This window comes from Streptomyces roseirectus, from assembly GCF_014489635.1.
In the GTDB taxonomy this organism is placed as follows: domain Bacteria; phylum Actinomycetota; class Actinomycetes; order Streptomycetales; family Streptomycetaceae; genus Streptomyces; species Streptomyces roseirectus.
Genome location: NZ_CP060828.1, coordinates 8,963,454 through 8,979,011, shown reverse-complemented (window position 1 = coordinate 8,979,011; position 15,558 = coordinate 8,963,454). Strand labels below are relative to the sequence as shown.

Here is a 15,558-nt window from a genome sequence, read left to right as displayed (position 1 = left end):
CACGGCTTTCGCCGGGCCCGGCGCGTGCCGGCGGGCGGGGACGGCGGCGGAAACCACCCCGGTCGCGGCGGCGGAACCCCCCGGGCGTGCCCGGACCTCGTTGACCGGCCGCTGATCCAACCTGACCGGACGGTCAGGGAGGCGGTCCGGGGCTGTGCGAGGCTGCACCGCATGCGCATTCTCGTGGTCGAAGACGAGGTGGACCTCGCCCATGACGGACGCCAGGATCTGTGGACGGCCCGGACCGGCGATTACTCCCTCGTCGTCCTGGACCTGATGCTGCCCGGCCTCAACGGCTACAAGGTCTGCGCCCGACGAACACGAACGCCTCCTGCGCAACCTCCTCGACAACGCCGTCCGCCTCGACGACGCCCGCTCCCGCGAAGACGGCGGCACCGGCCTCGGCCTCGCCATCGCCCGCGACCTGGCCCACCGCAACCAGGGCACCCTCACCCTCACCCCCAGACCCTCGGCGCCTGCTTCCGACTCCGCCTGCCCCGGGTCCCCGCTCCCGTGTGACGCGCTTCAACCCAACGTGCTCACCCCTCACTTCGCGGTGAGGGGTGTCTCGGTGTGAAGGCCGTTGCCGTCGACGTCCGTGAACAGGCTGAGCCGGCCGTCGCTCCAGCGGACGAGGACGTCGTCGGCGCTGGTGTCGGCGGTGAAGGCGCCCGCCGTGACGACAGCGGCGTCCTTCCAGGGGGAGTTGGCGGGGCGGAGCTGGGTTTCGGGAGGCAGGCTGCCGGCGGTGAGGGCGGGGTAGAGGGTGGTTTCGCCGTCGCTCCAGCGGACGAGGACGTCATCCGTGGGACCGCCGGTGAAGGAGCCGGTGGTCAGCTGGCCGGCGTGGGGCCAGACGGTGTTGGTGGGGGTGATCGGTGTCTGCTTGCGCAGGCCGTTCGCGGTGAGGGCGGTGAAGAGGGAGACGTGGCCGTCCTTGAAGGTGACGAGGAGGTCGTCGCGGTTGCCGTCGGGTGTGAAGCGTCCGCCGGTCATCAGGCGGGCGTTGTCACGCCACAAAGCGGTGCCAGGTGGGGCGAGTTGGCGCTCGTCGTGGAAGCCCTTGGTGTCGACGCCGGGGTAGAGAGTCATCTCGCCGTCGGTCCAGCGCACGGCCAGTCCGTCCGTCGTCCCGCCGGTGTTGACGGTCGTCATGGAGACGGCCTTGGTCCAGATGCTCTTGCTCGCCGCGAGCCGGGACTCGGCGACGAAGGGGTGCGCGGGGTCGTTGCCGCCCTGGTAGAGGGTGACCTCACCGTCGTCCCAGCGCACGATCAGGTCCATGTGGCGGGAGCCGCCCGTGTAGTAGCCCGCCGTCATCCCCACCGCGTGCTTCCAGGTGGCGCGGGTGAAGACGAGCGGCTGCGGGGTGGACGTCGGCGGCTGGTACGGCGGCCTCGGGCTCACCGCACGGTGGGCGGCGGCGTCGTCGAAGAGGGCCTTGGCGTCCTTGCCGAAGAGCGGGGCGTAGCTCACCCAGTGGTCGTCGGTGTCGTTGCCGCCGCCGTTGTAGCCGCCGGTGATGCCGATGACCTTGCCGGTTCCGTGAGCGGGGTCGTAGTTCTCGATCCAGGGTCCGCCGGAAACGCCGCCGTAGAAGCCGGTGCAGGCCATGCTCAGCTGGGCGAACCCCGCGAGCCGTGTGGTGACGACGGGGCAACGGATGGGAGCGTGCTGCGGGTTGACGCTGTCGGCGCTGGGATAGCCGAGGACGGTGACCTTGCGCGTGTATCCGGTGGACGGGGTGAACGTCAGCGCCCCCGTGACGTCCTCCATCTTCCTGCCCCGGCCGTCGGGACCCGCCTGCGCGAACGCCAGATCGAGGTCGGAGACGGGCTTCTTGGTGTTCGCCTCGTACCGGGGGTCGATGTACAGCCGCGTCACCGGGAAGACCCCGTAAGGCTGCGCGGTCGCCGGCTTACCGCTGACGTACTTCGGCACGAAGATCCGGTGCGTGGCCTTCACCATGCCGAGCGCACAGTGACCGGCCGTCAGGACGATGTCCTTGGCCGCCGTGTGGACTACGCCCCCCGTGCAGAACGTGCTCCTGCCGCCCAGCGGTCTGCTGTCGAAGAAGAACGTCCCGACCGTCGGGTGCCCCGCGAAGTGCTCGGGGTCGGGGGTACCGGCCGGGGGCGTCCGGACGGCGGTCTTGCCGTCGAGGGTGTACGGAACGGCATGCGGCGCGGCTTCCGCGGGAACGGCGTCAACCATGCGGTCCGCCGTCCAGTACCGCTCCTCCTCACGCAGGCTCGGTCCTGAGGCGGCGGATGCCGGACCGGCGCCCAGCGTGCCCGCACTCAGCCCGAGCACCACAACCGACAGCCATCCATGTCTGAAACGCAAGAGGACCGTCTTCTCATCTCAAGGACCACACCGAACGACAAACACCGCGACGCTATCCACCCAACCTTCGATTCCGGTCAACTCGCGCCAAGAAAGCGGTAAATCGTCGCGAGCTGACATTCAGTCAGCAGTATGGGGGGCCGTGGATGTGCCGTCACCCATGCCCCAAAGCTGTACCCCGAGACCCTGGACGCTCGCCCCTTTCACCTGGGACAAGACGCAGCCGAAGAGGTACGGTCGGAGGCTGCTTCGCCACGGCGGCAATCTACCGAAGAGGTAAACGTGGGAGACGGATTCATTCGCTGGTACCGGGAGAGGGGCGCCGAGTCGGTGCTTTCCGACCAGGTGGCTGTTTTCGGTCGGTACGGCGTCACTCTGGCGCACCCGACCACCAAGGCGATGAGTGTGATCAACGTCGACGGTGATGATGTTCCCCTTGATTTCAAAGTACTTGATCTGGTCATCAGACTCAGGATTCCGTCCGTCACCATCAATTGGTGGTTCTCGGCCGACACCAATGTCGTCGCCTCGTACGAGTACCAACCGTTCGGCTGCGAAGTCCAGACGTTCTGGCTGGACGGCTTGACCGCCGAAGAGGCCCGGACGTTCGAATCCGCCGTCGTGGCGGCCGTGTCCGAGGTGTCGACGCCCACCCTCGCGCTCGTGTGCGACTACCGGGGAGTCACCGACGCCGACGACTGGGATTCCCTCGCCCTGCACGGTGGTACGGAAATTCCGGGGAATGTCGAGTCACTGCTTCTGAACGAAGAGCTGTCAAGAAGAGTGATGTCGAACCAGACGAGACCGTTCTGACCGAGCGCGGTTTACGACGCGGCCTTCACTCGGACGGGCTAATCGGCGATCTTGCCCCGGCTTCGGGCGTGCGTGGTGCCTAGCCTTGCGGTGAAGGCGAGTGGTCAGCAGTCGGAGCGTGCCGCCGTCTTCGGGCCTGGGGGTGCAGTGGAGGTTCGGGATGTGCGTCACGCGTACGGACGTCGGGAGGTCCTGCGGGGCTTGGACCTTGATCTGCGGCCCGGGGTGCTGGCCGGGATCGTCGGGGAGAACGGTGCGGGGAAGTCGACGCTGTTGAAGATCCTGTCCGGTGAGTTACGCCCGTTAGGGGGCACGGTCCGTCATCAGGGCCGTTTCGGCTACTGCCCGCAGGACGTGGTGCTCAACGACGCCCTGACCGTGCGGCAGCACCTGCAGTTCTTCCGTGCGGCGCTGGGGCTGTCGGATCTGCGGCACGCGGAGGAGGTCATGGAGGTGCTGCGGTTGACGGAGTACGCCGACGAGCGGGCCGGCCGGCTCAGTGGAGGGACCCGTCAGAAACTGAACCTGACGCTGGCGTTGATGCATGACCCTCAGGTGCTGCTGCTGGACGAGCCCTACCAGGGTTTCGACTGGGACACCTACCGGCGTTTCTGGGACTTGGCGGCACGGTTACGGGACGCGGGCCGCTCCGTGCTGGTCGTCTCGCACCTGGCCTACGACGCCGAACGCCTGGACGAGTTATGGCGACTTGAGGTCGGCCTTCTGCACCCGGTAACGGGGGTGCCGGCGTGAAGCGGCACCTGCGTCTGTACGTGACAGCGGCCCGCTTCGACCTGATCGAGCACGCCCGCAACAGGCTCGCGATGGTCCTGGTCGCCCTGTTCATCCCGTCCTGGATCAGCCTGGCGCACGCCGTCATCCCCAGCCAGCACGTGACCTTCAGGCTGCGCGCGACCGGCCGGCTCCTGGCACCGGCCGGCAACCAGATCACGCAGATCACCGGTGCCCTCAACGCCGTCACCCTGATCACCGGGTTCATGATGTTCGCCGTCACGTTCAACGGCGGACGCTTCGACCGCCGCCTGGCCATGGCCGGCTACCCCCGCGTCCATCTCGTCCTGGCCAAGACCACGTCGTTGACCCTGGCTTCCGGCAGCATCGCCGTCTACGCCACCGCGGTGATCTGCGCGGCCTGGAGCCCGCGCCAGCCTGTGCAGCTCGCCGCGGCCCTGTTCTGCGGAGCCATGACCTACGGCGCGCTCGGCGTCGTCTTCGGCTCCCTGCTGCGCCGGGAGGTGGAGGGCATGTTCGCCCTGGTCATGACCAGCCTCGTCGACGTCGGCCTGCAAAGTCCCCTGGCCGGCGGCGGCACGAAGAGCGCGGCCGTGCGGTTCCTGCCCACCTACGGCACGATGCAGGCCGCCACCGCCGCGGGCTTCACCCACCGGCCCCTGCCCGGCGATCTGGCCGTCCAGATCCTGTGGTTCGCCGGCGCCGCGCTCCTGGGCCTGCTCGCCTTCCACCGCCGCACCAAAGACGCCCTGACCGCACGGCGACCCTGGCGTCCGCCGTGGCCGCCCAGGCACCGACGAACCGCGCGCCCCGCGGCCCGGACCATGTCGACACCCCGCTGAGCGACGCCCCGGCGCGACGGCTCACAAGAGCCCCGGCAGGAACGCACGCGCAGCAAATCCCTGGCCCCGGAAGGGAGCCGGTCGAGCGGAAACGAGTTCACAGATGCTGGTGAGGCGATGGCTGGACGCGGCGGGAATCACCGATCCCGTCCTTCGGCACTGCTACATGGTGTGCGCGCGAGAGGCATCCGGTCTGGACGGAGGGCGCGCCGGCTGGGCCGCGCTGCGCATCACGCCCGCAGCGGCACGGCCTCATGTGGCGGCGCTGACGGCGCATGGGTACCGTGCCGACGCCTGTGCGGACACCGGGCCGGCGGAGGACCGCCGGCGTCGGCTCGCCGAGTTCACGGAGGCCACCTGGGCCGCATTCGGCGCCGAGGGCTCCCACGATCCCGTCCTGCACGCGACCGCGCACACCTACCGGACCTTGGGCATGCCGCTGTCCCTGATCGAGGACATGTTCACCGGGATGCGGCGCGACGTCGACTTCCGTGACTTCGCCACGTACGCGGAACTGTGCCGGTGGTCCGTGCAGGTCGGCGCCGGCACGTTCTACGGCGTCATGTGGGCCATGGCCGGTACCGAACTCTCCGAAGTGCGGCCGCTGGTGCGCGAGTTCACCGAACTGTGCCAGCTGGCCGACGTACTGTGCGACCTGTCGCAGGACCTCGACGACGGCCGCCTGTACCTCCCGCTGGAGGATCTCGACCGGTTCGGGGTGCGCCCCGAGGACGTCAAGGCGAAGCGGTGGACACCGCCCATGGCCGACCTCGTCGCGTTCGAGGCCGCGCGCGTCACCGACCGGCTGCCCGCCCTGGCCGCTGAACTGGACCGCACCCCCGTCGGCCCCTTCACCCGCGCGGTGAGCAAGCACTTCATGCTGCTCGCGGCCGGTGTCCCGGCCGCGGGACAGGACGTGCTGCACCGGCCGGTCCAACCGCCCCTGGGCCACTTCCTCGACGTGTGGCGCCCCGTCATGCACGCCGTCATCCCCTGCTGACCATCGAAAGGAACCCGTCATGTCCGTAGCCGTGACCTCAGCCGACGGCACACACATCCCGCTCCTGGAAGCCGAGTTGCTGCGCCGGGTGGGCAGCGGGGACAGCCTGCTGGAGTTAGCCTGCCTGGACGCGCTGTTCCCGACGGGCAAGCTCCTGCGCCCCGTCCTGTGCATGGAGTCGGCCGAATCCGTCGGCGGCACCGCCGACCAGGTGCTGGCCTTCGCCGCCGGCATCGAATGCCTCCATGTCGCCAGCCTCGTCCACGACGACATCATCGACCAGGACCCGGTGCGTCGCGGGCGCGCCTCCACCATCGAACAGTACGGCCTGGCCGAAGCCCTGGTGGCGGGCGACGGACTGTCGATGGCCGGACTCGCGGCCCTCCTCTCCTGCGGACCCGCCGAGCCCGTACTGCACGCGGCGCGCGTCACCGTCGACGCCCTGCGGCACATGTGCCAGGGCCTCATGCGCGAGACCGAGATCCGCGGCGACCTGACCTGCGGAGTACCGACCGTCCTGGACGTCATGCGGGCCAAGACCGCCGCGCTGACCGGCGCCGCCTGCCAGGCCGGGGCGATCCTCGCCGGAGCGCCCCCGCGGCAGCACCAGGCCCTGCGCCGGTACGGAGAACAGCTCGGCATGGCCTTCCAGATCCGTGACGACCTGCTCCCCTACACCGCCGAGGACCGGATCACCGGCAAGACGGCCATCAGCGACGTCGCCAACCTCCAGCCCACCCTGCCCGTCCTGCTCGCCTACGAGGCCGCCGACGAAACCGACCGCGACCGCCTCACCGCCCTGTTCCACGGCGGCACCGACCCCGTCACCGCGCACCGGGACATCCTCGCCGTGCTGACCCGGACCGGCGCTCTCGCCAAGGCGGCCCGGATGGCATCCACCTGCGCCGAACAGGCACGCGCCGAGCTCACCGGCCTGCCCCGCTCCACCCGGCTCGCCGAACTGGCCACGTCAGCAGCCGACCGTCAGTACTGAGCGGGGACGGGGACCGGCGCGGTGGCCGCCTCAACTCCCCCCAGCACGAGCCGGACCCCAGATCGCCGTGAGTGACAATATGACCACAGCTACGGGACCGGTGAACGCGTAAGGGAGAATGCACGGACGATGACGTCGACGCCTCCCGAACCCCCGCGCACCGCAACCGGATACGCCCCTTTCGCCCACCTCACCGCGCCCAACGCCCCCCTCTACCGCCGGGTGATGAGCGCGTTCCTCGTGGCCAAGGAGCGCTTCGCGGTGCACCTGCGGCCGGAGGACGTGTATGCGGCGCTGGCGCCGGAGCACCGCCCGGCCGACCCGGACGCCGTGGCCACCGCCCTCGACCGCCTGGTCGGATGGGGGAACCTGCGGGCGGATCCGGACACGTCACGGGTCACGGCGGTGGAGGACTTCTACCGCAAGCGTTTCATCTACCAGCTCACCCGGGCCGGGGAGGCGGCGGAGCAGGCGCTGTCGGTGTACGACGAGGCGCTGGGGCGGCGCGGCGCGCTCCAGGCGGTGGCCCTGCACGACATCGTCACGCAGCTCAAAACCCTCGTGGTGATCGCCGAGGAGCCGGACGCGGCGAAGGCGCACCTGGCGCTGTCCACGCTGACCGCCCGCTTCGAGGCACTGGCGGAGAACGCGCGCGCGTTCATGGGGTCCCTCCAGCGCACGATCGACCTGCACGACGTGGACATCGAGGTGTTCCTCGCCTACAAGGACCGGCTGATCCAGTACCTGGAGCGGTTCATCCAGGACCTGATCACCTTGGGCGGGCGGATCGCGGCGCTCATCGGCGAGTTGGAGGACGACGACCGGGTCGGCGCGCTGCTGCGTCTCGCGGCGGCCCGGGAGGCGGCCGACGCCGCTCCGGACGAGGCCGACAGCGCCGAGGCGCGGGCGTACGAGCGGTGGACGGCGAAGTGGTCGGGGCTCGCCGCCTGGTTCGTGTCGGCGGACGGCCGCGAGTCGCAGGCGAGGCTGCTGCGGGGCCGCGCCCTCGGGGCGATCCCGCAACTCCTGGCGGTGGTCCGGCAGTTGAACGAGCGGCGGGCCGGACGTTCGGACCGCTCGGCGGACTTCCGCGCCCTGGCCCGCTGGTTCGCCGAGGCCCCCGACGACGCGGCGCGCCACCGTCTGTGGCGGGCGGCGTTCGGGCTGTACCCGGCGCGTCACCTCACCGTCGACGCCGCCACCCTCGATGGGCGCACGGCCCGCCCGGTGCCCGCGTCCACCTCCTGGGCCGGCGCCGAACCGCTGCGGATCAGCCCCCAGTTGCGCCGCACCGGCAGCTACGAGCGGCGCGGCAAGGCCCGCCGGGTGCAGGACCGTTCCGCGCAGCGGCGCCACCTCGCCGAGATCGCCGCGCGCCAGACGGAGGAGATAGCGGCGGCCCGAGCCCGCCTCGCGACCGGCGGCACGACCCGGCTGTCCGCGCTCGGCGAACTGGACCCGCTCGCCTTCCGCCTCTTCCTCCAACTGCTCGGCGACGCCCTCGCCACCTGGCGGCCCGACACGAGGACGACCACCGCGACCAGCAACGACGGCACGATGGAGATCCGGCTCACCGCCCTGTCCGACGGGACGACGGCCGAGATCCGCACCCCCGGCGGTGTCTTCCGCGGCCCCGACCACACCGTCGAGATCACCCCCGCGGAAGGCCGGCGATGACCGCGTCGCTGGGCGAGGTGCTGGAGGGCCGGCGCACCGCCGAGTTCCACAAGGCCGCCCGCGCCCTGCTGAAGGAGCCGCTGCTGCTCGCGGACGGTCCGCAGGCGGACGAGTTCCGGCTGGTGCGCCGGCACGCCGGTGACCTGCGCGACTGGTTCGACCGCAACACCGGCTGGCCGCTGCGGGTGGACGCGGAGGCGGCCCGGCTGGGCCGGACGCCCGGCACCCTGGCCGACGCCACGCATCCGGCGCGCGAGGCGTCCCGTGCCCGCGTCCCCTTCACCCGGCGCCGCTATGTGCTGCTGTGCCTGGCGCTGGCCGCGCTGGAGCGGGGTGAGGCGCAGATCGCGCTCGGCCGGCTCGCCGAGCAGGTGGTCCTGGACGCCGCCGATCCCCATCTCGCCGCCGCCGGTATCGCGTTCACGCTGGAGCGGCGCGACGAACGCCTCGATCTGGCGGCGGTGGTCCGCCTCCTCCTGCGCCACGGGGTGCTGCGGCGGGTGGCCGGCGACGAGGACGCCTACGTCAGCGGGGCCGGCGACGTCCTCTACGACGTGCGGCGCCGCGTCCTGGCCGGTCTGCTGGCCGCCCGTCGCGGCCCGTCCCTGATCACCGCCGAGGGTTTCGAGGAGCGGCTGGCCGAACTGACCGCCGAGAGCGCCCTGGACAGCGACGAACTGCGCTTCCGCGCCATCCGCCAGCGGCTGACCCGGCGTCTGCTGGACGATCCGGTGCTGTACTACGCCGAACTCACCGACGAGGAGCTGGCCTACCTGACCCGGCAGCGGGCCTTCATCGCCGCCCGGATCACCGAACTGACCGGGCTGGTCGCGGAGGTGCGGGCCGAGGGGATCGCCATGGTCGACCCGATGGACGACCTGACCGACGTCCGGATGCCCGAGCAGGGCACGCACGGTCACGTCACGCTGCTGCTCGCCGAACACCTCGCCGCCTCCGACAGCACCGTGAGCCGCGAGGAGTTGGAGTCCCGGGTGCGGGAACTGGCCGTGGAGCACGGCGGGTTCTGGTCCAAGAACGCCCGGCAGCCGGGAGCCGAGGGCGAGTTGGTCGAGCTGGCGCTGGCCAAGCTGACCGCGCTCGGTCTGGTCGCCGTCGTCCCCGGGGGCGTCGCCCCGCTGCCGGCGCTGGCCCGGTACGCGGTCGGCGAGACCGTCGTCAAGGAATCTCCGCGAAAGGCGCAGCAGCAGTGACCGTCCTGCCCCCTCCCGCGCCCGGCCGGTGGCGTCCGCTGCGCATCGGACTGGTCGACCTCTTCTACTACGACACCGAGGAGTTCTGGTTCCGCGACGGCAGGCTGCTGCTGCGGGGCAACAACGGCACCGGCAAGTCGAAGGTCCTCGCGCTGACCCTGCCGTTCCTGCTGGACGGTGACCTGTCCGCGCGGCGGGTGGAGCCGGACGCGGACCCGGGCAAGCGCATGGAGTGGAACCTGCTGCTGGGCGGGCAGCATCCGCACTCCGAACGGCTCGGCTACACCTGGATCGAGTTCGGCCGCCGCGACGAGGCCGACGGACGCGACCACTTCCTCACGCTTGCCTGCGGTCTGAAGGCGGTGGAGGGGCGCGGTATCGCCCGCCACTGGTACGCCGTCACCGACCAGCGGATCGGCGCTGACCTCAGCCTGCTCGACGCCACCGGCACCGCGCTCTCGCGCGACCGGCTCGCGGAGGCGGTCGCCGGGCGCGGCATGGTGTACGACACGGCCACGGCGTACCGCCGGGCGGTGGACGAGGCCCTGTTCGGGCTGGGTGAGCGCCGGTACGCGGCCCTGGTGGACCTGCTCGTGCAGCTGCGCCAGCCGCAGTTGTCGAAGCGGCCCAACGAGGCGGCGCTGTCGCGTGCCCTGACCGAGGCGCTGCCGCCGATGGACCAGGCGGTGATCGCGGACGTGGCCGAGGCGTTCCGGTCCCTGGACGAGGAGAAGGAGGAGCTGCGGGCGGCGACCGAGGCCGAGCGGGCGGCCTCCGCGTTCCTGGACCACTACCGCCGTTACGCCCGGGTCGCCGCCCGCCGCCGCGCCCGGCTGCCCCGTCACGAGCACGCCCGCTACGAGCAGTTGGGCCGCGACCTCACCCAGGCCCAGGCCGACCGCACGCAGGCCGAGCAGGAGCGGGAGCTGATCGCCGGGCGGATCGCCGAGTTGGAGGAGAGCGCCACGCGCCTCACGGCGCAGGACGCCGCGCTGCGTGAGGGTCCGCAGATGCGCAGTGCCCGGGAGCTGGAGCAGGCGGCGGCCGAGGCCCGCCGTACGGCCGGTGAGCTGCGCCGCGCCGAGGGGGACCGGGAGCAGGCCGCCCAGGCGCACACCCGTGCCCTGGGCCGCTTCGGGACGGCCGGACGGCGGCTGACGGCGGCCGAGGAGCAGGTCGCGGACACGCTCGGCCAGGCGCGGAAGGCGGCCTCGGCCGCCCGCCTCGACGGTGACCTGCGCACCGAGGGCGCGCCGGAGCCCGAACTGCGGCGCGCGGCCGGGGAGTCGGTGGCGCGCAGGCAGCGCACCCTCGACCACGTCGAGGAGCTGACGGCGCGTGCCGAGGAGGCCGCCGCCGAACGGCGCGCCGCCGCCCGTCGGCTGGACGAGGCGCAGACGGAGGCCGGGCACACCGCCGCGCGGCAGGCCGAGGCGGAGTCCGCCGCCGCCGAGGCGGGCCGGGAACTCCTCACCGCGCTACGCGAACACCTCGCGGTCTGCACGGAGTTGGCGCCCGCCGACCCGGCGGGCCTCCTTGACGACCTCCAGGACTGGGTCACGCACCTGCGCGGCCCCTCCCCCGCGCACGTGCACACCGCCGACGCCCATCGCTCCCGCGCCGCGCACCTGGCCGACGAGGCGGCCGTCCTCGGCCGGCGGCTGTCCGACCTGGACGCCCGGCGCGCCGAGGCCGCGCGCGAGCTGGCCGGTCTGGAGGCGGGCGGCCAGCCCGGTCCCACGGCACCCCGCACGCGTACTCCCGGTGTCCGCGACGGTGTTCCCGGGGCGCCGCTGTGGCGTCTGGTCGACTTCCGCGACCAGGTCGGCGCCGGTGAACGCGCGGGCCTGGAGGCGGCGTTGGAGGCGTCCGGGCTGCTGGACGCCTGGGTGTGCCCGGACGGCACCGCGCTGCGCGCGCAGGGACACGACGTGCTGCTGTCGCCGGGCGATCCGCTCCCCGGGATCACCCTCGCCGAGGTGCTGCGTCCGGCCGTGGACCACGGTGATCCACGGGCCGCGGCGGTCGGCGAGCGGACGGTGGCCCGTCTCCTGGCGGCCATCGGCCTCGGCTCCGGCGATTTCGGCGACACGTGGGTGGCGGTGGACGGCCGCTTCCGTGTCGGCGCGCTGACCGGCAGCTGGTCGAAGCCGTCCGCCGCGTACGTCGGTGAGGGGGCCCGCGAGGAGGCGCGCCGGGCCCGGATCGCCGTCCTGCGCGATGAACTCGGCACGCTGGCGGGCCAGTTGGACGCGGTGGCGGCCGAGCGCGCCGAGGTGGCCCGGCGTCGGCGCACCCTGGACGCCGAGCTGGCCGCCGTCCCCGACGACGCCGCCCTGCGGCACGCGCACGCGCTGGCGTCGGCCGCCGCCGAGGCCGCTCACCGGGCCCGCGCACGCCAGGACGAACGCGCTGCGGAACTCGCGGCGGCGACCGGCCTCGATGCCGAGGCCGCCGTCGAACTCACCGACACGGCCGCCGCCGTGAACCTGCCCGCCGACCGGACGGAACTCGCGGCCGTGCGCCGGGCGTTGGGCGACTACACCGCCGTCCTCGCCGCCCTGTGGCCCGCGCTGCGTGAGCGCGCCGACGCCGGGCGGGCCGTGGCCGACGAGCGCGCGGAGGCTGAGCGCGCGGGCGCGCGGGTGGCCGAACTCGCCCTGCGGGCCGAGGAGTCGGCCCGGCTCGCGACCGCCGCCGACGAACGGCACACCACGTTGCGGGCCACGGTCGGCACCGCCGTCGCCGAACTGGAGCGGCTGCTGGCCGCCACCGCCGAGGCGCTGGTCACGTGCGAGCGCGAGCAGCGCCGCGCGCGCGAGGAGCACACCGCCGCCGGCCGCCGTGTCGGCCATGCCGAGGGCCGTATCGAGCAGTTGGAGCACAGCGTGCGCGAGGCCGCGGCCTCCCGCGCGGAGGCCGTCGCCGCGCTCCAGCGGTTCGCGGGCACCGGTCTGCTGGCCGTCGCCCTGCCCGAGACGGCCGTACCCGCGCTGGACGGCGGCCCGTGGGCGGCGACCCCGGCGATCGCGCTCGCCCGGAGCGTCGAGGCGCGGCTCTCGGCCACCGACGACTCCGACGGCGCCTGGGAGCGGGTGCAGAAACGGCTCAGCGAGGAGTACAAGAAGCTCCAGGACGCCCTCTCGCGCGGCGGCCACACCGCCGCCGCGACCATGGTGGAGGACGGCATGGTCGTCGACATCGTCTACCAGGGCCGCCGGCGGACGGTTCCCGAACTGGCCGGGGCGCTCGCCACGGAGGTGTCGGAGCTGGCGCGCATCCTGTCCGCGCACGAACGCGAGATCCTGGAGACCCACCTGCTGACGGAGGTCGCGGGGACCTTGCAGGAGCTGATCCAGGCGGCCGAGCGGCAGGTGGCGGCGATGAACGCCGAGCTGGAGGAGCGGCCCACGTCCACCGGGATGCGGCTGCGGCTGGTGTGGCGTCCTTCGCGCAAGGCGCCGGCGGGTCTTGCCCAGGCGCGCAAGCGGCTGCGGCAGTCGGCGGACGCGTGGGCGCCCGAGGAGCGGGCGGAGGTCGGGGAGTTCCTTCAGGCCGAGATCGCCCGCCGGCAGAGCGACGACGCGGCGGGCGGCTGGCTGGACGTCCTCACCGCGGCGCTCGACTACCGCGCCTGGCACGAGTTCGGCGTCGAGCGCGACCAGCACGGCACCTGGGTCCCGGCCACCGGACCGGCCTCCGGCGGGGAACGCGTCCTCGCCATGTCCGTCCCGCTGTTCGCCGCCGCCTCCTCCCACTACGCCACCGCCGCCCCCGACGCCCCGCGCCTGGTCACCCTCGACGAGGCGTTCGCGGGCGTGGACGACGACTCGCGCGCCAAGTGCCTGGGCCTGCTGCACGCCTTCGACCTGGACGTGGTGATGACGTCCGAGCGCGAGTGGGCCTGCTATCCGCAGGTCCCCGGGATCGCCATCGCCCAGCTCTCCCGCGTCGACGAGATCGCGGCGGTCCTGGTGACCCGCTGGGAGTGGGACGGGACCGAGCGCCTGCGCGGCACCGAACCGGAGCACCGGCCGGCGGTCTTCGAGGACGCCGGTCCCGGCCAGGACCGGTTGTGGGCGTGAGCGCGCCCGGCCCGGGTGTCGACCGCGTCCGGCTCGGCCGCCTGCTGGGCGACCCCGGGCTCGGCTGGCTCGTCGAGCGCGTACGCCGTCGCATGGAGCGGGACGAACCCCTCACCGGGCCGGTCACCCTGGCCGCGCCCTCCGCCGCCGAACGGGCCGCCGCCGAGCGCCTGTTGGGCCGGGCCCCGGGCGCCGGACGGTCGCTGACCGTGCGTCTGGACGCGGTGGACGCCGTCCTGCGCCGCTCCGGCATCAGCCCCGGCGGGCTCGCCCCGGCCGTGACCGCCCTCACCGGCCCCGTCCCCCGCCTCGCCGACGTCCGCGCCCGGGAGGCGAGCGCCTGGCAGGACGCGTACGCGCCGCTCGCCGCGCTCCCGCCCGAACTCGCGGACTGGGCCGGCCGGTTGCGCGGGGACGGCCTCGTCCGCCGCCTCGCGCGCACCCCGCCGGCGGCGCGGGCCCTCCTCGCCGACGCCGTGACCGTCCTGCGGGCCCTGCCCGCCGTCCCGGCCGTGTCCCTGTCCGCCTTCGCCGCCGACCTCCTCGGCGACGCCCACGCCCTCGACGACGGGACCCCGCTCGCCACACTCGTCCACTCCGGCGTCCGTGCCCTCACCGGTTTCCCGGACGGGTCCGGTGCCGAGTGGCGCCGTGAGGCGTGGGCGTCGGCCGGTCTGCTGCGGGACGCGCTCTCCTCGACCGTCCTCACCCTCGGCCTGCGCGGCACGCCCGCGCTCGACTGGACGACCGACGCGGGCGAGCCGGCCGTCCTGACCCTGCGCCAGCTCACCCGCACCCCGCCGAGCACGGCACCGGCGGTCGTCCACGTCTGCGAGAACCCCGCCGTCCTCGCGACCGCCGCCGACCTCCACGGCCCCCTCTGCCCACCCCTCGTCTGCCTCCAGGGCCAGCCCTCAGCCGCCGCCCTCACCCTGCTGCGCCACCTCCACGCCCGGGGATCCCGGCTCCGCTACCACGGCGATTTCGACTGGGGCGGCCTGCGCATCGCCGGCACCCTGCTGCGCCACGTCCCCTGGAGCCCCTGGCGCTACACCACCGCCGACTACCGCGCCGCGGCCGCCGCCGTCCCACTGGCCCCACCCCTGACCGGCACCCCCACCGACGCCCCGTGGGACCCGGCCCTCGCACCGGCCCTCCGCGAACTCGGCCTGCGCATCGAGGAGGAGACCGTCCTGGACGCCCTTCTGTCCGACCTCGCACCGTGACGACGAGGTATCACGCATGAGTTCTCGGGCACCGCGTGCAGCGCGTCCCATGTCTCCGACCTGACGATGGCGGCCAGGCGCGGGCCGTAGATCCCGTCCAACGGCGGGAGTTCGTACCCCCACGCCCCCAGCAGGCAGTACAGGTGCCGCAGCGCCGGAGGGCTGACGCTCGTCCCCGGTCCGAGGACGGGATGGTTCCCGGTGTACGGGCACTGGGCGGGTTCGGCGTGCGTGACGTTCGCCGCCGTAGGAGGGGCCGCCCCGGCCGGATCCGCCCCGGTCAGGCCGGCCGTCGTCGTCACGGCCAGCAGGGCCGCCATCGCGTACACGTTCTTGCGGCGGGCCGATGCGGTCATGGCTCACCTTCCTCTGCGAAACCGACCCCCCTCGCGGAAGGAGGTCGGCGGTCCTCGTGGTCGTCGGCAGCCGTTGCGCAGCCGGTTCCAGGTGATGGGGCCGATGATCCCGTCGATGCCGGACGGACCCACGCTGTAGCCCCGGAACACCAGCAGGCACTGGGCCTCACGGACGGTGTTGCCGCTGTTCCCCTGCCGGATGGTGGGCGGCGTCACCCGGTTGTCGTACCCGCAGTACCACGCCTGGTTCCCCTG

At 73.0% G+C, this 15,558-nt stretch carries 11 protein-coding genes and 2 pseudogenes; 11 read left to right on the top strand and 2 right to left on the bottom strand.

Annotated features, from left to right (window positions below; translation table 11 throughout):
* Positions 1-171: 171 nt before the first annotated feature.
* Together IAG44_RS43920 and IAG44_RS43915 are read left to right on the top strand one after the other, a co-directional pair.
* Positions 172-342 (top strand): annotated as a pseudogene (locus IAG44_RS43920) (response regulator); the annotation flags it as partial.
* Positions 311-519 (top strand): annotated as a pseudogene (locus IAG44_RS43915) (ATP-binding protein); the annotation flags it as partial. The pseudogenes IAG44_RS43920 and IAG44_RS43915, both read left to right, overlap by 32 nt.
* 27 nt (positions 520-546) lie before the next feature.
* Here IAG44_RS43915 and IAG44_RS38780 read toward each other — a convergent pair.
* On the bottom strand, positions 547-2,346 hold the full coding sequence (locus IAG44_RS38780; protein ID WP_187751740.1) for a trypsin-like serine peptidase: 1,800 nt from the start codon (positions 2,344-2,346) through the stop codon (positions 547-549).
* A 282-nt stretch (positions 2,347-2,628) separates the two neighbouring features.
* Here IAG44_RS38780 and IAG44_RS38775 point away from each other — a divergent pair, with 282 nt between their 5' ends.
* From IAG44_RS38775 to IAG44_RS38735, 9 genes are all read left to right on the top strand, one after another.
* The gene (locus tag IAG44_RS38775) at positions 2,629-3,159 is read left to right on the top strand and encodes a hypothetical protein (RefSeq protein ID WP_187751739.1); all 531 of its coding nucleotides are present in this window, start codon (positions 2,629-2,631) and stop codon (positions 3,157-3,159) included.
* A 147-nt stretch (positions 3,160-3,306) separates the two neighbouring features.
* Complete coding sequence (locus IAG44_RS38770; RefSeq protein WP_187751738.1) at positions 3,307-3,912, top strand: ABC transporter ATP-binding protein; 606 nt, start codon at positions 3,307-3,309, stop codon at positions 3,910-3,912.
* Complete coding sequence (locus tag IAG44_RS38765; RefSeq protein ID WP_187751737.1) at positions 3,909-4,754, top strand: ABC transporter permease; 846 nt, start codon at positions 3,909-3,911, stop codon at positions 4,752-4,754. The genes IAG44_RS38770 and IAG44_RS38765 overlap by 4 nt, the downstream gene beginning before the upstream one ends.
* A 103-nt stretch (positions 4,755-4,857) precedes the next feature.
* On the top strand, positions 4,858-5,754 hold the full coding sequence (locus IAG44_RS38760; protein ID WP_187751736.1) for a phytoene/squalene synthase family protein: 897 nt from the start codon (positions 4,858-4,860) through the stop codon (positions 5,752-5,754).
* Positions 5,755-5,773: 19 nt separating this feature from the next.
* On the top strand, positions 5,774-6,748 hold the full coding sequence (locus IAG44_RS38755; RefSeq protein ID WP_187751735.1) for a polyprenyl synthetase family protein: 975 nt from the start codon (positions 5,774-5,776) through the stop codon (positions 6,746-6,748).
* 129 nt (positions 6,749-6,877) lie between these two features.
* On the top strand, positions 6,878-8,425 hold the full coding sequence (locus IAG44_RS38750; RefSeq protein WP_187751734.1) for a TIGR02677 family protein: 1,548 nt from the start codon (positions 6,878-6,880) through the stop codon (positions 8,423-8,425).
* On the top strand, positions 8,422-9,636 hold the full coding sequence (locus IAG44_RS38745; protein ID WP_187751733.1) for a TIGR02678 family protein: 1,215 nt from the start codon (positions 8,422-8,424) through the stop codon (positions 9,634-9,636). Before IAG44_RS38750 ends, IAG44_RS38745 begins: the two co-directional genes overlap by 4 nt.
* A complete protein-coding gene (locus tag IAG44_RS38740) occupies positions 9,633-13,721 on the top strand; it encodes a TIGR02680 family protein (protein ID WP_187751732.1) in 4,089 nt (1,362 codons plus the stop codon). Before IAG44_RS38745 ends, IAG44_RS38740 begins: the two co-directional genes overlap by 4 nt.
* Complete coding sequence (locus tag IAG44_RS38735; RefSeq protein ID WP_246562412.1) at positions 13,718-14,947, top strand: TIGR02679 family protein; 1,230 nt, start codon at positions 13,718-13,720, stop codon at positions 14,945-14,947. The genes IAG44_RS38740 and IAG44_RS38735 overlap by 4 nt, the downstream gene beginning before the upstream one ends.
* Positions 14,948-15,306: 359 nt before the next feature.
* Here IAG44_RS38735 and IAG44_RS38730 read toward each other — a convergent pair whose 3' ends face one another.
* Positions 15,307-15,519: a peptidoglycan-binding domain-containing protein gene (locus IAG44_RS38730; RefSeq protein ID WP_187751730.1), complete on the bottom strand. Its 213-nt coding sequence runs from the start codon at positions 15,517-15,519 to the stop codon at positions 15,307-15,309.
* Positions 15,520-15,558: the final 39 nt, after the last annotated feature.